Here is a 17,994-nt window from a genome sequence, read left to right on the forward strand (position 1 = left end):
TGTTCTGTTAAGTGCGACAGTATATAAGGCGCACACGTCTTGGTGAAGTAAAAACGTGAGACTCACAAAATAGCATTTGTAAAATGATGAAACATTCGATACAAGTAAGTATAACAAGTTGATTTTGTGCTAATCTCTTTTACTGAAATATAAATAAAAAAGTGACAATGGATATGCTTTCAAATTTATGGAAGCGTCAGGCTCCGCAGATGGTGGGAATCGATATCGGTTCCCATGAAGTTAAGGCCATTTTGTTGAGTAAGACTGCTGACGGATACAAAATATTGAGTCATGCCGCGGTACCCATTAAGAAGGGGGCCGTTAACGATCATGATATTCGTGATGCTGATGCCGTTGTTGAATGCCTTAAGCAAATAAAACGTAGCCTGCCTAAATCCGTTAAATATGCCGCTGTTTCTGTTTCGGGTTCTGCTGTGATGACGAAAGTGATCTACATGGATGCCTCCCTTAGTGAGGAAGAAATGGAGGCACAGATAGAAATTGAAGCCGATAACCTTATTCCGTATTCACTCGATGAAGTTAGCATAGATTTTGAAACGCTAAACGTAAACAGTACCGATCCTACTAAAGTTGATGTGCTGTTGAGCGCATGCCGCACTGATAATATTGATGTCAGAGTCGATGCGCTGGATAGCGTTGAACTTGAGGCTAAAGTGGTGGATGTTGAAGGTTACGCTCTAGGTCGAGCTGCCGAGCTAATTATGGCCCAGCTTCCAGAAGGAGCGAAACATAAAGCCGTCGCTATGGTTGATATCGGCGCGAATATGACGACTTTCTCTGTGGTTGAATCGGGTGAGACGACTTTTATTCGTGAGCAAGCTTTCGGTGGTGAGCAATTTACTCAGTCAATATTATCCTTCTATGGCATGTCTTATGATCAAGCTGAGAAAGCAAAGATTGAAGGCGACTTACCACGAAATTATATGTTTGAAGTTTTGTCACCTTTTCAAACTCAGCTATTACAACAAATAAAACGTACGCTGCAGATTTATTGCACTTCCAGCGGTAAAGATAAAGTCGATTATCTCGTATTATGCGGTGGGACATCTAAATTAGAAGGTATGGCTAATTTACTGACGAATGAATTGGGTGTTCACACTATTATCGCCGATCCTTTTCAAGGGTGTTTGCATGCCGATGAGTCGGTTAAAAGTGCGCTGCAACCTACAATCAGCAAATATATGGTTGCTTGTGGCTTAGCATTGAGGAGTTACGGTCAATGGCGAACATAAACCTACTCCCTTGGCGAGAAGAGGCGAGAGAAAAACAAAAGCGCGACTATATTGGTATTTTAGCGGCAGTATTTTTAGCGTCGGCGATTTTAGTCTATGTCGCAGTATCTTTATTAGATGTTATGACCGATGAGCAAAAAGCACGTAACGCTTATTTGCAATCGGAAATCAGTCTGCTTGAAACGCAAATTTCTGAGATCAAGAAAATTACTGAACGTAAGAAAGACATTGAGCGGCGTACAGAAATTATTCTTAATCTACAGCAATCCCGTAATTTGCCTACTCACGTGTTAGATGAGCTTGTTCGAATTGTACCTCCAGGAATATATCTGTCTAGCCTAGAGAAAAAGGGCAGTTTGTTGCTGATTGAAGGGCGTAGTGAATCGAACAATAACGTCGCCAACATGATGCGAAAAGTGAAAACTTCCGAATGGTTAACCGATCCTAATATGCAGTCGATCGTGACCCAAAATGAAGAGTTACGGCAATTACAGCGTTTTAGTTTGAGAGTCACTATTAAAGGCGCGAGTGTAGACGAGCCTGAGAAAATGACAAAAGGAGCGAGTAAATGAAACTCGATCTAAGTCAATTTAATGATATCGACTTTGAAAATATTGGTGGTTGGCCAAATCAAGTTAAAACCTTTTTCGCGATCCTTTTAGCACTTTGTGTTTTTGCTGCGGGATATTTCTTGGTCGTCTCCGATTCGGTAGATATTTATACCGCAGAGCAAGATAAAGAAGTGCAGCTCAGAGATGATTTCAAGAATAAGTATCAACTTGCGGCAAATTTAAAACTCTACCGAGATCAGCTAGCGACGATGGAAGTACAGTTTGCAGAGTTACTGAAGATGCTGCCATCTGAAAATGAAATGCCAGGTTTGCTAGACGATTTAACTTTTGTGGCTACGGATGCAGGACTCAAAATTAATAGTTTGAATTGGGAGGCCGAAATTCAGCGGGATTTCTATATTGAGTTTCCAATTAAAATGTCTGTGACGGGAGATTACCATCAGCTAGGTAGTATGGTGAGTGGTGTCGCTAAGCTGCCGCGTATCGTTAGCCTCCATGATTTCACCATTAAGCGAGATGAAGCCGGCAACTTAGCAATGGATATCTTAGCCAAGACATACCGCTTTAAAGAAGGGGCTGAATTACCGCCTGAAAAACCTGCTAATAAGGGGAAGAAATAATGAAATTCTTACCTTTGTTAGCCTTGAGTCTTTTTTTAATGGGTTGTGTTGGCGATCGTAGTGATTTAGAGCTATTTGTTACTACAACCAAAGCGCAACACGTTGCTCATATCCCGCCCTTGAAAGAGCCGCCAAGATTTGAGCACTTTGCCTATCAAGCCGAATTAATGCGTAGCCCTTTTGTACCACCTTCGCGTGAGTTAACGGAAGAAGTTGTTGATACCAGCAAAGATTGTTTACAACCGGACTTAAAGCGTCGAAAAGGACGATTAGAAACTTATCCTTTAGATAATTTAAAAATGCGTGGCACCTTAAGTGAAGCCGATACAACTTGGGCGTTAGTTGAAACAAATGACGGCAGTGTTTATCGGATGGGCGTTGGTGAGTATTTAGGTCTGTTTAATGGACGCATTTCTAAAGTTACTTCACAAAATGTCGAAGTAGTAGAATTAATTCCAGATGGTTCAGGTTGTTGGTCCGAAAGGACGAGCAATTTAGAACTTTCTGGAGAATAACGAGCGAAGGATGAGGGAATAATGAAATCTTCTGCCGCGATAAAAGTCCCGTTAATTTCTTCAGGCTTAATCAAGTCTGTTATTGGGATCGCATTGGTATTTGGAATTTTGCCATCGAGTTATGCTGCAAACCGATTAATGGATGTTAAGTACCATGCCTTGGTTGACCACCAGTTAGAGCTAGAATTGGTATTTGAAGAAGCGGTCACTCCGCCAGTTATTGACTCTAATGCCTCGCCTGCAGAGCTCGTATTAACCTTTGAGAATAGTATTTCTGGTTTATCTAAGGATCGCTTACCCATTAATCAAGTCGGTGTAACTGACATGATGACTGAGCAGCAAGATACTCGTCTTAAAGTCACCTTAGGTATGTCCAAAGTGAAACCTTACCAAGGTTCAGTCATGGGCAACTCATATCGACTCACTATTAATGATGAGGTTGCAGGCGCTCAGACTCAGGCAGAAAATCCCTTCGTTAACAGCATTAAAAATATCGATTTTCGTCGTAATGAAAATGGTGGCGGTGAGTTATTGGTCTATTTGAATAACCGCTCGGTTGCCGTTAACGTTGAGCAAGTGGGCGCTAAACTCGAAGTTAAGTTATATAACACTGATATTAATAGTGATCTGCTTTATGTTATGGATGTGAAAGATTTTTCAACACCAGTAAAAAGCTTCGAGACATTTAAAGAAGATCTAACAACGCGCATTTTAGTTGATATTGCTGGGGAATATGAGTTCAGTTATAAGCAAGAGGATAATCTCTTTAGACTCTCGATGAATAAAGTTGAGAGAGTTGCCGCCAAGAAAGATGTTAAAAAATACAATGGCCGTACTTTGTCGCTTAACTTTCAAAATATCCCTGTACGTACTGTTTTGCAGATCATTGCTGACTATAACAATTTTAACTTAGTCACGAGTGATACTGTTGAAGGCAACATCACCTTGAGATTGGATGATGTGCCCTGGGACCAAGCATTAGATTTGATTCTACAAACCAAAGGCCTAGATAAACGTATCGAAGGCAACATCTTAATGGTGGCACCGAGCGAAGAGTTGGCTATTCGTGAAAGCCAAAATCTCAAAAATAGGCAAGAAGTTAAAGAGTTAGCACCTTTGTATTCTGAGTACTTGCAAATTAACTATGCCAAAGCGATCGACATTGCTGAGCTGCTTAAAAGCGCAGATTCTAGCTTACTATCGCCACGCGGCTCAGTCGCGGTCGATGAACGTACCAACACTGTACTTGTGAAAGATACGGCAGAAACGATTGAGAACATCCATCGTTTAGTCGAAGTACTCGATATCCCTATTCGTCAAGTGCTGATCGAGTCACGTATGGTAACAGTCAAAGATGATGTCTCTGAAGACTTAGGCATACGTTGGGGCGTAACGGATCAGCAGGGCAGTAAGGGAACTTCTGGTACATTAGAAGGTGCTCAGAGTATTGCCAACGGCATCATTCCAACTCCTGACCAACGTTTGAACGTTAATTTGCCTGCGGCAGTGACCAATCCAACAAGTATCGCATTCCACGTTGCTAAGTTGGCAGATGGTACTATTCTTGATTTGGAATTGAGTGCGTTAGAGCAAGAAAATAAAGGTGAAATTATCGCCAGCCCTCGTATTACTACCTCTAACCAAAAGGCGGCTTATATTGAGCAGGGTGTGGAGATACCTTATGTGCAGTCGACTTCAAGCGGTGCAACCTCGGTCACTTTTAAGAAAGCCGTGTTGTCCTTGCGAGTTACACCACAAATTACACCTGATAACCGCGTTATTTTAGATTTGGAAATCACCCAAGACTCTCAGGGCAAGACGGTTGACACACCAACGGGTCCCGCTGTCGCCATCGATACTCAACGTATTGGCACTCAAGTGCTAGTTGATAACGGTGAAACCATAGTCCTTGGTGGTATTTATCAGCAAAACTTGATCAGCCGTGTGAGTAAAGTCCCTATTCTCGGTGACATTCCCTTAGTCGGTTTCCTGTTTAGGAACACAACAGACAAAAATGAGCGTCAAGAGCTACTTATTTTCGTAACCCCCAAAATAGTCGGTGAGAAGATCTAAGCACTTGCTATGTATCGACTAAAGCCAGCAGTGATTGCTGGCTTTATTATTACTGGAATACAATTCTTTGCATAAATAGCGCACATGGCTTGCCATAGTAGACCCTAAGCTGAGATAATCCTCGGTCAAGTCTCATAAGAGCAAGGTAACATATAGGTCGGCTTGATGTTGAGTCGATATAGGCATACTTTTCAATAAGATTCAGACGTACAAGAAATGGCTGAAAAACGTAATATTTTTCTGGTAGGCCCTATGGGCGCAGGTAAAAGCACAATTGGTCGCCATCTGGCGCAAATGCTGCATTTAGAATTCCACGATTCGGATCAAGAGATTGAACAACGCACAGGCGCTGATATTGCTTGGGTGTTTGACGTCGAAGGTGAAGAAGGCTTCCGTCGTCGTGAAGCTCAGGTTATTGCTGATTTGTCTGAGAAACAAGGTATCGTCCTTGCCACCGGTGGTGGTTCAGTACAAAGCAAAGATATCCGTAATCATCTGTCTGCTCGTGGCATTGTGGTTTACCTGGAAACCACTATCGACAAACAGGTCGCTCGTACTCAAAGAGACAAGCGACGCCCATTATTGCAAGTGGATGATCCTCGAGAAGTGTTGGAGAATCTTGCAGAGATCCGTAATCCATTGTACGAAGAAATTGCCGATGTGATTGTCAAAACCGATGATCAAAGCGCAAAGATCGTCGCAAATCAGATCATTGAGCAATTAGGTTTTTAGGCAGAATTTATGAAGCAAATTCAGGTTGATTTAGGTGTACGTAGTTATCCCATTTACATTGGCCAGAATTTGATGAGTGATGGCGAGACTTTGTCTCGCTACCTGCTTAAAAAACGTATTCTTATCGTCACCAATGAAACTGTCGCGCCTTTGTATCTTAAACAGATACAAGAGACGATGGCTTCGTTTGGTGAGGTAGAGAGTGTTATCCTTCCCGATGGCGAACAATTCAAAGACTTAGCACATCTAGATACTATTTTTACTGCACTGCTGCAGCAAAACTATGGTCGAGATTCTATGCTGGTGGCTTTGGGTGGCGGCGTGATTGGTGATATGACGGGCTTTGCCGCGGCATGTTATCAACGTGGGATCGATTTTATTCAAATTCCGACAACTTTATTGTCGCAGGTGGATTCTTCCGTCGGCGGTAAAACGGCTGTTAACCATCCTCTTGGTAAAAACATGATTGGGGCCTTTTATCAGCCACAAATCGTGCTTATCGATACTTTATGTTTACATACGCTTCCAGCGCGCGAGTTTGCGGCGGGAATGGCGGAAGTCATCAAGTATGGCATCATGTGGGATGCTGATTTTTTTCAATGGCTTGAAGATAATGTAACGGCGCTAAAAACTTTAGATGCCGAAGCATTAGTTTATGCTATCTCTCGTTGCTGTGAGATTAAAGCTGATGTGGTTAGCCAAGATGAAACTGAGCAGGGCGTGCGTGCTTTGTTGAATCTGGGTCATACCTTTGGTCACGCGATTGAAGCCGAAATGGGCTACGGTAATTGGCTGCATGGTGAAGCCGTGTCAGCTGGCACAGTCCTTGCTGCTAAAACAGCTAAGGCACTGGGGCTTATCGATGAGTCAATCGTTTGTCGTATCATACAGTTACTACAAGCTTTTGATCTTCCAGTGAGTGCGCCGGAATCTATGGATTTCGACAGTTTCATTCAACATATGCGACGCGATAAAAAAGTTTTAGGCGGTCAGATTCGACTGGTGCTCCCAACGGCAATAGGCCGCGCGGATGTGTTTAGTCAAGTCACAGAATCTACCCTTGAACAGGTTATTCGCTGCGCATAAAAACTGTGTGGTGGGCGAGTGACGTTTCAGGGTTCTGTCTTGCTTCCTTCTCAGGAAGCCCTCATACAAAGAATGCATCATGTTGCCAGTTATAGCGATCAGCTGCTGGTGCTTTCTGGTGTCAGCGGTTCAGGAAAAACGACCTTAGTTACCGGATTAGCGACCGATTTTGACGAGTCAAATGCGGCATTTGTGATTTGTCCTATGCATGCCGATAACGCTGAGATACGCCGCAAAATTCTAGTCCAGCTAATTTCATCCCCTATTTTTGACGACGACATTCCCCTCGCCGATACTCTGTTGCGGCTTGCGAGCACGCAAACTAAACCCTTACATATCATTATCGATGATGCGCATTTATTGCCTAAGGCATTATGGGCTGAGTGCATTATTCTCAATCAGATCCAGTGTGCGGGTAAGAATATTGCCGTCACGCTCACGGTTCCACCGGCATTCTTAGCGGACCTATTGCCACAATTACCCGAGCAATTGCGGCGGCAAATATTACCTATCAGTATTGAGCCGTTAACCATGCCAGAGCGTGAAGCTTTGTATCAAACATTGCTGAGATACAGCGATCAAAACCCTTTTACGCCAAGGGAAATCGTACGCAGTCAGCTTGAGAAGCAAACGGGTACGCCGCAAGAAGTGGTCAATCTGTTAGATAAAGCCTTGCATAGCCCGCAAGAGAAAACATCTTCTTGGGTGAAATATAAAGCTGTGGTGGTGACAGCTGTGAGCATGTTGTTAGCGCTAGGTATTTGGCTTGGTGTTACTCAACCATTTTCTGAAGAGCAAGCCATAGAGACTGCGACTTTTCCTGCGATAGATTCCCCCGCTTTCTTGTCCTATGGGCAAAAAATCTTAGCACCCTATTTTGCTCTGCGCGCTGAACAATTAAAGTTTGCCACTGTAACCGTGAAAGTTAACGAACTAGATACATCCAAAGCCAAAACAGAACCGGCTGTCGATCCATTAAGTGAATTTCATGGTGAGGCACCACATCCAGAGCCTGATGATGCAGCCTTAGTGAGTGTTGGTGAAGTGAGTAGCAAGTCTTTTGGTGATGATGAGCCAACTGTGGATGCAGGGCCTCAAGCTAAAACGGTAGATGTTCAGTCTCCAGCGCCAGAGGCTGCAAAGGTTGATAAAACAGTTTTGGAACCGCAAAAGCCACTCAAAGGTTATACCGTACAAATAGCGAGTGTTGCTCAGTTAGATACCCTGCGTTCGACATTAAAGAGTCTTGAGAATGTCGAGGGTGTTCGAGTCGCAAAGTATAAACAGCGGTGGGTTGTTCTCGTTGGGCACTACAGCAGTAGCAAATTGGCTTCGAATGCGGCGGCTCAATTGGTTAAGGAGTATCGTTTTGAGCAACCTTGGGTCAGAAAATGGGCCGATTTGAAAGATTATCAAGTAGAAGAAAGTCTCTCAAATCGTGAAATTTCAGAATAAACAGAGTACAATCATGGCCTTTATTTTTGTCGGCATTCATCAAGTTAAATGATAAAAAAACACAGAGCCTTCCTTAAGTGGGCTGGCGGTAAATTTAAATTGGTGGATGATTTAGCCAGTTATTTACCCGCAGGAGACCGTTTGGTCGAGCCGTTTGTGGGTGCAGGATCCGTTTTCTTGAATACGGATTATCCTAGCTACCTGCTCTGTGACATTAATCAGGACTTGATCGAGTTATATCAGATAGTGAAGCATCAACCAGAAGCATACATTGCCGCCGCTAAAGCATTGTTTGTCGATGAGATGAATCAAAAGGAAGCTTACTATCAGGTGCGGACCGACTTTAATAAATGTCGCGACCCTTTCCAGCGTTCTGTGTATTTTCTTTATTTAAATCGCCATGGTTTTAATGGCTTATGCCGTTATAACCGTAAGGGTGGCTTCAATGTGCCCTTTGGCTCCTATAAAAAACCTTATTTCCCCGAAAAGGAAATCTGGGCCTTTTCTGAAAAAGCGCAACGTGCTGAGTTTAAATGCATTGGTTACGAAAAAGCCTTTGAGCAGACACGCAGTGGCGATGTTATCTATTGCGATCCACCTTACGCACCGTTATCTACTACATCCAGTTTCACGACATATGTTGGTGCAGGTTTTAGTTTAGACGATCAAGCACTGCTGGCTCGTCATTCGCGCCATACCGCGTTAGAGCGTGGTATTCCGGTATTGATTAGTAATCACGATATTCCATTAACTCGCGAGTTATATCGCGGTGCGCATTTAGCGAAAATTCAAGTGCAACGCAACATTAGTCAAAATGGCAGTGGTCGTAACAAAGTGGATGAGTTGATGGCGTTATATGATGAAAACTACGATCCAAAAGACGACTAGTTTCAACATAAATAACGTTTAGCTAAGCACTTGTCCTACGAGAAACATCAGACTTGCCACTAAGATGACAGCTAACACTATGCCCATCACTATGTAGGGCAATGGGGAACTGGTTTGAAAATCTTTTTTACGATTTTCGCTAGTTTGTACCCCGAAAAAAGCTGCAACGGTACTGTGGAATACTTGCCAAATTCGGCTAAGCATTAATAGGCGAGATGCGACGTAGTGGGCTTGAGATCATCCATAGGTTTATCTTGATGACCATGTAATAGTTCAAGTAGATCGACAAAGTGGAACTGACTCGAACGGTTTTTACCTGTAAGCCACGTTTTCCAGCTTAAGGTTTGTGCTTGATCGGCGCAGCGATTATTAGGGTGGCTACTGGGCAGTGCATTGTTGTAACGAGTGTCATTGCTACAAGCGCAAGATGCAGTTTCGGTATTTTCCGTAAGTTTTTCAACGCCCAAAGCTAGCGTGGCCACTACAACTGCAGTAAATGCCAACATCATAGATGACTTAAATGTCACCGACCTAACATAGTGTGAAAACTGACTAAACCGCTCCATCATAACGCTTCCTTTGGAATGAACCAGCACTGCGCCTCGAGTATAACAAACTCGCTTAGTTTATGAACAAAAAATTATCAATTCCAGCCAAAATGCTCGGAAATATTAGCTTATTTTACCGAATCTAAGCCCCAATTTACTGCGATAGCTGCAGAGTGTGCTGCTTTACTGACATCGGCATAGCGGATCAATTGCCAGAAATGTGGCTTTAGCTATAGAGGCTTAGCTTGGCTCAGGGTAAAATAAGGCACTTTTTATCCAAATAGCAGCGAGTGTTTTATGCGTCCATTCTTGATTGCTCCATCAATTTTATCTGCCGATTTTGCCCGTTTGGGTGACGATGTAAAAGCTGTGTTAGATGCGGGAACCGACGTAGTACATTTTGATGTGATGGATAATCACTATGTTCCTAACTTAACGATTGGCCCTATGGTGTGCCAAGCACTGCGTAACTATGGGATTACCGCTGATATTGATGTGCATTTGATGGTCAAGCCGGTTGACCGTATCGTGCCTGATTTTGCTAAAGCGGGCGCGTCTATTATTACTTTCCACCCTGAAGCCTCTGAGCATGTCGATCGTACTCTTCAGCTCATCAAAGAGTGCGGTTGTAAGGCGGGTCTCGTGTTTAATCCTGCGACACCACTGCATTATCTTGACCATGTGATGGATAAACTCGACGTGATCCTATTGATGTCAGTGAACCCTGGTTTTGGCGGGCAATCTTTTATCCCATCGACCTTAGATAAGCTGCGCCAAGTGCGTGCGCGTATTGATGCCAGTGGTTTTGATATTCGTTTAGAAGTCGATGGCGGCGTTAAGGTCGACAATATCGCAGAAATCGCGGCCGCCGGTGCGGACATGTTTGTTGCGGGCTCGGCTATTTTCGGCAAGCCCGATTATAAGGCCGTTGTTGATGAGATGCGTGCCGAACTTGCTAAAGTTGGGGCATAGCCATGTGGGATAAGATTAAAGCGATTGCGTTTGATCTAGATGGCACGCTGATTGACAGTGTGCCGGACCTAACCGTTGCTACGCAGGAAGCCTTGATTGAGTTAGGTTTGAAGAGCTGCTCTGAGGCGCAAGTTCGTACTTGGGTTGGTAACGGTGCAGAGATGTTGATGCGCCGTGCTATGAGTCATGCTTTGGGTACGGATGTTGAGCAAACAACCCTTGATGCGGCTATGCCGATTTTTATGCATCATTATCAAGAAAATCTTGAAAAGCACAGTGCGCTGTATAGCGACGTGCATCAAGTGCTGCAAACTTTGTTTGATGCAGGCTTTAAGTTAGCGGTTGTTACCAATAAACCCTATCGTTTTACCATGCCATTACTCAATGCCTTTGGGATTAACGACTTTTTCAGCTTAGTGTTAGGTGGCGATACCTTAGCTAAGATGAAGCCCGACCCTTTGCCGCTGCAGCACTTATTGCATGAGTGGCAATTGGAGAAAACTGAGTTATTGATGGTCGGCGATTCTAAAAATGACATTTTAGCCGCGAAAGCGGCTGGGATAGCGTCAATCGGCTTGACCTACGGCTACAACTACGGTGAAGATATTGGGCTCAGTGGCCCAGATGCCGTATGTGAGCAATTTAGTGAGATTTTGAACTGGGTAAAACCTACCAAGTAATGGGGGTTACCTGTTCTTTAGTCGATTTTTTAGTCTTTTTATATAGATAGTGGAGCAATGACGTAATGACCAAACCCATAGTACTCAGCGGTGCACAGCCGTCCGGCGAATTAACCATAGGTAACTACATGGGTGCATTGCGTCAATGGGTTGCGATGCAAGATAGCCACGACTGCCTGTATTGTGTCGTCGATTTGCATGCCATTACCGTGCGCCAAGATCCTAAAGCGTTGCGCGAAGCGTGTTTAGATACCTTAGCCCTGTATTTGGCCTGTGGCGTCGATCCTAAAAAGAGTACAGTGTTTATCCAGTCACAGGTGCCACAACATACGCAATTGGGTTGGGCATTAAACTGCTATACCCAAATGGGCGAGTTGAGCCGCATGACTCAGTTTAAAGATAAATCACAAAAGCACGCTAACAACATCAACGTGGGTTTATTTGGCTACCCAGTGTTGATGGCGGCGGATATTCTGATTTATCAAGCGAACGAAATCCCCGTTGGCCAAGATCAGAAACAACACCTTGAGTTAACGCGTGATATCGCTACTCGTTTTAACAATGCCTATGGTGATACTTTCACCATTCCTGAGCCGTTTATTCCTGAACTTGGCGCTAAAGTCATGTCGCTGCAGGAGCCGCTAAAGAAGATGTCTAAGTCAGACGACAACCGTAATAACGTTATCGGCCTGCTAGAAGATCCGAAATCAGTGCTGAAGAAGCTGAAAAAAGCCATGACAGACAGTGATGAGCCGCCAGTCGTGCGTTTTGATGTGGATAATAAACCGGGTGTTTCTAACTTGCTGAGTCTCATGTCGGGTGTGACAGGGCAAAGCATTGCGAGCCTAGAAGCCGAGTTTGAAGGCAAGATGTATGGCCATTTGAAAGGTGCAGCAGGTGAAGCGGTTGTGAGCATGTTAGAGCCACTGCAAGAGCGTTACCGCGCGATTCGTGCCGACCGTGCTTACTTAGACCAAGTGATGAAAGCTGGTGCACAGAGTGCGCAGGCGCGTGCCGAAGTGACCCTGAAGAAAGTGTATGAGAAGATTGGTTTGTTAGTGTAATCAATCGATCGATAAATTAAGCCGACGTTCGCGTCGGCTTTTTTGTGCCTGTAATTCATCCTAAGCCTGTGATTTTAGCCAAGATGAGAAAGCGGCAATCGCAGGTTCTGATAAACGGCGCTGCTTACAAAAGAAGGTAAATTCAAATCCGGTATGCACATCGGGAAGATTCAAGGCGACTAAACGCCCCGTGGTGATATCGCCAGCCACCATAAAGTCCGGCGCTAGGGCTAAGCCTTGGCCGGCAATCGCTGCTTCAATCGCCATCACAATATGACTAAACACATGCTGTTGTTCGTTATCGAGTGGTATTTGGTGCGCCGATGACCACTTATGCCAGTCGAGCCCTAATGGTCCTTCATCAACCACCAGCAGAGCTTGTTGCTGGAAATTACTCAGGCTTATGTCGCGCCATTTAAGGTAAAAACTGGGGCTGCATACAGGAATTAAACGCTCTTTGTGCAGTAACTGTTGCCAATAGCCACGTTGATTTAACTTACCGGCGATGAAGATATCCGCGGTGCTGGTGCTTAGATCAGGATCTTGGGTGATCATCTCGAGGCGGATTTTCACGCTCGGATATTGGCGGCGAAAATCGGCGAGTCTTGGGATCAACCATTTTACTGAGAATGAGCTGTAAACGGCTAGGCAGAGCTGTTGATTTGGCGTATCGCGCACTTTCAAGTTGAGGTCGCTTAACTCGTTGAATATCCGTTCTAACTCTAGAAATAGTCCGTGCCCCTTAGGCGTTAACTGCAGTTTACGCCCCTGACGGTCGAACAGTTGCTCGCCAAAATACTCTTCTAATACTCGCACTTGGTGCGACACTGCACTTTGGGTGATGCACAGTTCATCGGCGGCCTTAGAAAAATGCTGCTGTCTGGCGGCAGCTTCAAACACTTGTAGAGCGCGTAATGGAGGGAGCTTTCTCATGATTTTCAATATCTAAAGGCTTTAGTATGAATTTAATTCATCTAGCATGAGAAAGCATCATTTCAGCTTAAGTTTTGCGAGGATTATCATGCCGCCATTGAGGTTTATGGATGTTAAAAAATGCAACGCCCAGTAGTTATTGGTTTGATTTTATTGATAGTAGGTAATCTATTCAGTGCCTTCTATGATGTGTCGATCAAGTGGTTACCGGACGATGCGAGTGCCTCGACTTTCCTCCTTGTCAGGCAAATCTCTTCAGTATTTATGTTGTTGCCAGTGTGGCTGTATTCGCAGCGTCCGATGACGACACATATCTCAGTTCACCTTTGGCGTGCCAACATAGGCTCAGTTGGCGCGCTTTTTTTAATTATTGGCTTAATGGCATTGCCGCTTGCGACAGTTAGCTCATTGTTTTATTCCGCACCGCTAATGATTATTTTGATGGGGTATTTCTTCCTGAGCGAGAGGATCACCGCTGCTCAGACAATCTGTACTGGCTTAGGTTTTGTCGGCATCTTGATTATCCTGCGACCGAGCGAAATGAATTGGTACGGCATTGCTGTGCTGTTTTCTGCTTTTACCTTTGCAGTGAATCAGTTAGCACTTAAAAAAGTGCCCCATGCTGAGCATCCCGTGCTAACGCTAATGCTATATAACTTGCTGGGTATTCCGGCAACGTTAGTGATTGCAGCGTTTCAGGGGATTGAGGGTTTGAGTTGGGAGCTGGTGGGCGTGGCCTTGCTGAGCAACGCATTTTTATTGGTTTATCACTGGTTTTGTGTGCTGGCTTACCGCAAGGCCCAGGCGAGTGATATCGCGATTGCGGAATACACAGGCTTGTTGTTTATTGTCTTTTTAGGCTGGTTGTTGTTCGATGAATGGTTGGATAACTTAAGTTGGCTCGGTGCCGCCTTAATCGTATTGCCTTCGTTGTTTTTACCTTGGCTAGGATCGCTCCTATCAAAATCGGCACCTAAGATAGCAGATACACTCACGGGAAAATAACAGCGAGGGTTAAAGCCTAAGTGGGCGAGTTAGCTCACCACTTAGGCTCAAGTTTTAAATAGGTAAACTGCAAAATTACTTAGCATACTCAAATACTTTCACCACTTTACGCACGCCAGCAGTATTACGGGCGATATCAACAGCTAAGTCTGCTTGTGAGCGATGAATAACCCCCAGCAGGAAGACTTCACCATTTTCAGTGATGACTTTAATGCGAGTCACATCCAAATCTTTTTCGTTCAGCATGCGGCCCTTCACTTTGGTCGTAACCCAAGTGTCATTGCTGCGGGTGGTGAAAGAGGTTGGATTGCCAATGCGGATTTGATTATGTATTTTGCCGCCGAGCTTAAGATCTTGTACGACCTTGATGGCTTTATCCCTTAACGTAGAGTTAGGGGCTTGGCCTATCATAAGTACATTGCCATTGACGGATACACCTGTGATATTCGTTTGTTTTTTAAGATCTTCTTGCTCTAGCAGTGCGCTGGTGATCTTAAAATCAGTATTGGTATCATCAAGCTGAGTCTTAACAGTACGTTCGTCGTTGGCCATCATAGCGCCACTGACTGCGCCCACCATAACGGCACCGGCGCAGCCTTGAAGCAGCAAGCAAACCATTAACAGCGGGGCAGCGTGTCTCATTGCTGCTCGTCCTGTGGGAAGAGGGTGCGGTCAATATTGTCACACAGGCAATGGATCACCAGTAAGTGCACTTCTTGGATACGTGCAGTGACATTTGAAGGCACGCGGATTTCCACATCGTTCACGCTCAGTAGGCCAGCCATAGCGCCGCCATCTTTACCTGTTAGCGCTACGATAGTCATGTCGCGGCTTAATGCGGCTTCAATGGCTTTAATCACGTTACCTGAGTTACCACTGGTCGAGATTGCTAGCAGAATGTCGCCCGGTTGACCTAAGGCAAAAATCTGTTTTGAGAAAATCTCATCATAGCTATAGTCGTTGGCGATAGCTGTGATGGTTGAAGTATCGGTAGACAGAGCGATGGCTGGTAAGGGGGGACGCTCAATCTCGTAGCGGTTTAGCAGTTCTGCTGAGAAATGTTGCGCATCACCAGCACTGCCGCCGTTACCGCAAGCAAGGATTTTATTGCCACCCAAAAGACAGTGCACCATCATCTCGGCCGCTTTGGCGATGGATTCTGGCAGTGCTTCGGCTGCATCGATTTTTGTCTGGATAGATTCAGTAAAGCTGTCTTTAATGCGTTCTAACATGGATAAATCCTTTCAGGATAAAGTGTTGCTATCATGCCATATTTCCACAAGCGTGTTGAGGCACAGACGTTAAAATAATTTGTGTAGTCACTCTTTTACTATTGGCGCTTAAAAGGCATCGACCAGCCAATGAATTTGATCGGCTTCCATGGCGATGACATCGAAACGACAGGGCACATCGAGTCTATTGAGTTGTAAATAGTGGCTAGCCGCTTTGCGAATTCGCGAGATCTGCGCGCTGCTTAGGGCCTGTAATGCGCCGCCATATTGATTTGCCGAACGATACTTCACTTCGACAAATACCCAATGGTTTTTATGGCGCATGATTAAATCAATTTCCCCAAACGGATAGCGGACATTACGTTCGACAAAAGTTAAGCCTTGTTGTTCAAGGTAACGTTGGGCGTGCGATTCTGCCTGCTGTCCGAGTGTCATAGCTGGCGGAAGCTACCTCTTTCATAACGTCCCCAGCTTAATTGGCGGTTGACTATGCCATCTGGACTGACAGATAAAGCACCACTGCGACCATTGAATTGATAACCCGTGAATGAGCGCATTTGCGCCAAACGGCCGATCAAATCCATTGCATCATAACCCATAACAAACAAACGTTTCTGACTGTTATTCCAGCCCGAAAATAGTGTGTTGACCATCAGATTTTCTTCGCCGTTTTGCATTAGCCAAGGTGCGTCGCTTAGGGTCAGGTTATTTAAATCCTGCGCCGTTTGTGTGCTTTCATTTTCAACTCGGCTGCGGCTTGAGGTATATAAAGGCACAGGTTGTGTGAAAACGCTAAAGTTGACGTCGATAAAGGCCTTGAGCAGGGTTAGATCCTGTGGCGTTGAAATCATATAAATGGCATCAATATCTTGGCGTGAACGGAAGTCGGCTTGTACTGAATTGCCTAACAGCTCTTTAATACGGGCGATCCGCTCTTGGCTATCGCGCACGCCAAGGGCATCTTGTACTGTGGTGCGCATTTTATCACCGCCATCGAAGTAGTGAACTTCGACAGGGTTATCGCTCTTCTTTTTCCATGCTTGAATAAAGCTTTCGGCCATGCGTTTGCCAAGGGTATCGTTACTGGCCAGCAGTAACGGCATAGTTACGCCATCTTGATATAAATGCTCCGCCGCATCGGCCGCCTCTTGTGCGGGAGATAATGCAAAGTAGAACTTATTTGGATCGGGGGTGAACTTATCTACTTGATTTAAAAATAGTTGCGGCACAGGCGTAGCAGGTGCTGTATTGGCTGTTTTGTCTGGGTTAGCAGTATTAGTCACCGCATTAGTGGTGGCTGTGTTTGCCGCATTGATCACTTGCAGTTGTTCAATTTCAGTAGGCAATAATGGGCCAATAATAAATTCGGCTCCCGCAGTTAGCGCCTGTTGGTAAGCGCTGGCAGCATCGTTTGCCGTGTCATAAAAGTTGACTGCGACTTGGTCATTTTGCTTGGCCATGTAACTGGCTAATATGCCTTGGCGAATTGCATTGGCAGCGTTAGCTCTTGAGCCTGTCAGCGGCAACAGCACAGCAATGTTTTTTGGCGTAAATGGCTTAGCGTTTAAGGCTCTGTCAAGATCGGCGGGCAGCTTAGCCGCTGCAGGATGATAAGGATTTTGTTTCTGCCATTCGCCTAAGTAGCGTACTAACTGTGTCGGATCGACAGCATAATGCTTCGCGATATAAGCCAGTTGTAACCAACCCGTAAACACAGGAGTCTTAGCATCTTGGGTAAAGGCTTTTAAGGTTTGTTCGTGCATTGGCTGCAGAACTTGCCAAATCGCGTTATTCACCTCGTTGGCTTGGGCGGGGGGCAAGTAAGTCGTCAGCAAACTCAGTTCACGCACTTGTTCAATAGGCTGTTTATTCAATTGATATAAATGCGCCTTGAATTGGTGATAAGCCGTCATCTGCCAGCTTGGCAAACTCCAATTGCTTGGATAATTCAGAACTTTAAGTGCATCACTATAGGTGGACGTGTGTTCAAGCACGCGCGCGGTCAAGTATTTATGTTCGGCCAGAAATGTTGGGCTCTGATTCAAGCTTGGCTGTATCGATTTTAGTAGCTTCTGCGCCGCTGCGTAGTCGTTGGCATTGATGTAGGCATGGGCTGCGAGCAGCAGATTAGTATCGCGCTGCTTCGGATCTTTGCTATTGGCGGCTTGTGCCAAATACACATTGGCCGACAAAGGTGCGGATGCTAAAGAGGTAGCCACTGTGGGTGCAGTTCCGGTCGAGGTGGGCGTTGAAGTGCCACAACCCGCCAAGATTACCGATAAAATGGCCACGGAAACGAACTTAGTTGTATTCAGGCTTTTTAACACTGGGCTTCACTCTGGTAAGATGCAGCCTCTAGTTTAACC

General features: G+C 45.0%; 20 protein-coding genes. 13 read left to right on the plus strand and 7 right to left on the minus strand.

Going from position 1 to position 17,994, the window contains the following annotated elements; genetic code table 11:
• Positions 1-173: 173 nt before the first annotated feature.
• From L5L94_RS15420 to L5L94_RS15460, 9 genes are all read left to right on the plus strand, one after another.
• A complete protein-coding gene (locus tag L5L94_RS15420) occupies positions 174-1,253 on the plus strand; it encodes a pilus assembly protein PilM (RefSeq protein ID WP_263140930.1) in 1,080 nt (359 codons plus the stop codon).
• Complete coding sequence (locus L5L94_RS15425) at positions 1,241-1,825, plus strand: PilN domain-containing protein (RefSeq protein WP_105250539.1); 585 nt, start codon at positions 1,241-1,243, stop codon at positions 1,823-1,825. Before L5L94_RS15420 ends, L5L94_RS15425 begins: the two co-directional genes overlap by 13 nt.
• Complete coding sequence (locus L5L94_RS15430) at positions 1,822-2,445, plus strand: type 4a pilus biogenesis protein PilO (protein ID WP_105250538.1); 624 nt, start codon at positions 1,822-1,824, stop codon at positions 2,443-2,445. Before L5L94_RS15425 ends, L5L94_RS15430 begins: the two co-directional genes overlap by 4 nt.
• Complete coding sequence (locus tag L5L94_RS15435; protein ID WP_105250537.1) at positions 2,445-2,960, plus strand: pilus assembly protein PilP; 516 nt, start codon at positions 2,445-2,447, stop codon at positions 2,958-2,960. Before L5L94_RS15430 ends, L5L94_RS15435 begins: the two co-directional genes overlap by 1 nt.
• A gap of 21 nt (positions 2,961-2,981) precedes the next feature.
• Positions 2,982-5,033: a type IV pilus secretin PilQ gene (locus L5L94_RS15440; protein ID WP_263163878.1), complete on the plus strand. Its 2,052-nt coding sequence runs from the start codon at positions 2,982-2,984 to the stop codon at positions 5,031-5,033.
• Positions 5,034-5,249: 216 nt separating this feature from the next.
• Positions 5,250-5,765 carry a shikimate kinase AroK gene (gene aroK / locus L5L94_RS15445; RefSeq protein WP_006083542.1) on the plus strand — a complete coding sequence of 172 codons (516 nt, stop codon included), beginning with the start codon at positions 5,250-5,252 and terminating at the stop codon, positions 5,763-5,765.
• Between the two features lie 9 nt (positions 5,766-5,774).
• A complete protein-coding gene (gene aroB / locus L5L94_RS15450) occupies positions 5,775-6,851 on the plus strand; it encodes a 3-dehydroquinate synthase (protein WP_263163880.1) in 1,077 nt (358 codons plus the stop codon).
• A gap of 18 nt (positions 6,852-6,869) precedes the next feature.
• A complete protein-coding gene (locus L5L94_RS15455; RefSeq protein ID WP_263163882.1) occupies positions 6,870-8,306 on the plus strand; it encodes an AAA family ATPase in 1,437 nt (478 codons plus the stop codon).
• A 48-nt stretch (positions 8,307-8,354) separates the two neighbouring features.
• Entirely contained in the window at positions 8,355-9,194 is an 840-nt protein-coding gene (locus L5L94_RS15460) for a Dam family site-specific DNA-(adenine-N6)-methyltransferase (RefSeq protein WP_131525404.1), read from the plus strand.
• Between the two features lie 18 nt (positions 9,195-9,212).
• Here L5L94_RS15460 and L5L94_RS15465 read toward each other — a convergent pair whose 3' ends face one another.
• Positions 9,213-9,398, minus strand: coding sequence for a DUF2970 domain-containing protein (locus L5L94_RS15465; RefSeq protein ID WP_105250532.1), 186 nt, complete (start codon positions 9,396-9,398; stop codon positions 9,213-9,215).
• A complete protein-coding gene (locus tag L5L94_RS15470) occupies positions 9,398-9,763 on the minus strand; it encodes a hypothetical protein (protein WP_173248104.1) in 366 nt (121 codons plus the stop codon). The genes L5L94_RS15465 and L5L94_RS15470 overlap by 1 nt, the downstream gene beginning before the upstream one ends.
• A gap of 276 nt (positions 9,764-10,039) precedes the next feature.
• Here L5L94_RS15470 and rpe point away from each other — a divergent pair, with 276 nt between their 5' ends.
• The 3 genes from rpe (at position 10,040) to trpS (ending at position 12,458) form a co-directional block, all read left to right on the plus strand.
• The gene (gene rpe / locus L5L94_RS15475) at positions 10,040-10,714 is read left to right on the plus strand and encodes a ribulose-phosphate 3-epimerase (protein WP_012090481.1); all 675 of its coding nucleotides are present in this window, start codon (positions 10,040-10,042) and stop codon (positions 10,712-10,714) included.
• A gap of 2 nt (positions 10,715-10,716) precedes the next feature.
• Positions 10,717-11,394, plus strand: a complete 678-nt coding sequence (locus L5L94_RS15480; RefSeq protein WP_263163883.1) for a phosphoglycolate phosphatase — start codon at positions 10,717-10,719, stop codon at positions 11,392-11,394.
• Positions 11,395-11,459: 65 nt separating this feature from the next.
• The gene (gene trpS, locus L5L94_RS15485) at positions 11,460-12,458 is read left to right on the plus strand and encodes a tryptophan--tRNA ligase (protein ID WP_131525401.1); all 999 of its coding nucleotides are present in this window, start codon (positions 11,460-11,462) and stop codon (positions 12,456-12,458) included.
• A gap of 60 nt (positions 12,459-12,518) precedes the next feature.
• On the opposite strand, the gene L5L94_RS15490 is transcribed toward trpS, so the two are convergent.
• The gene (locus tag L5L94_RS15490) at positions 12,519-13,391 is read right to left on the minus strand and encodes a LysR substrate-binding domain-containing protein (RefSeq protein ID WP_173913161.1); all 873 of its coding nucleotides are present in this window, start codon (positions 13,389-13,391) and stop codon (positions 12,519-12,521) included.
• Positions 13,392-13,511: 120 nt separating this feature from the next.
• On the opposite strand from L5L94_RS15490, the gene L5L94_RS15495 reads away from it, so the two are divergent.
• Positions 13,512-14,396 (plus strand): DMT family transporter, encoded by an 885-nt coding sequence (locus tag L5L94_RS15495; protein ID WP_131525400.1) that lies wholly within the window; start codon positions 13,512-13,514, stop codon positions 14,394-14,396.
• A gap of 75 nt (positions 14,397-14,471) precedes the next feature.
• Here L5L94_RS15495 and dolP read toward each other — a convergent pair whose 3' ends face one another.
• From dolP to L5L94_RS15515, 4 genes are all read right to left on the minus strand, one after another.
• Entirely contained in the window at positions 14,472-15,038 is a 567-nt protein-coding gene (dolP, locus tag L5L94_RS15500) for a division/outer membrane stress-associated lipid-binding lipoprotein (RefSeq protein ID WP_105250526.1), read from the minus strand.
• Positions 15,035-15,628, minus strand: a complete 594-nt coding sequence (locus L5L94_RS15505; RefSeq protein ID WP_105250525.1) for a phosphoheptose isomerase — start codon at positions 15,626-15,628, stop codon at positions 15,035-15,037. Before L5L94_RS15505 ends, dolP begins: the two co-directional genes overlap by 4 nt.
• 108 nt (positions 15,629-15,736) lie before the next feature.
• Positions 15,737-16,063 (minus strand): YraN family protein, encoded by a 327-nt coding sequence (locus L5L94_RS15510; protein WP_105250524.1) that lies wholly within the window; start codon positions 16,061-16,063, stop codon positions 15,737-15,739.
• Positions 16,060-17,955, minus strand: coding sequence for a penicillin-binding protein activator (locus L5L94_RS15515; protein ID WP_263163884.1), 1,896 nt, complete (start codon positions 17,953-17,955; stop codon positions 16,060-16,062). The genes L5L94_RS15510 and L5L94_RS15515 overlap by 4 nt, the downstream gene beginning before the upstream one ends.
• Positions 17,956-17,994 lie beyond the last annotated feature (39 nt).

This window comes from Shewanella sp. SM21 (genome assembly GCF_025654335.1).
In the GTDB taxonomy this organism is placed as follows: domain Bacteria; phylum Pseudomonadota; class Gammaproteobacteria; order Enterobacterales; family Shewanellaceae; genus Shewanella; species Shewanella oncorhynchi.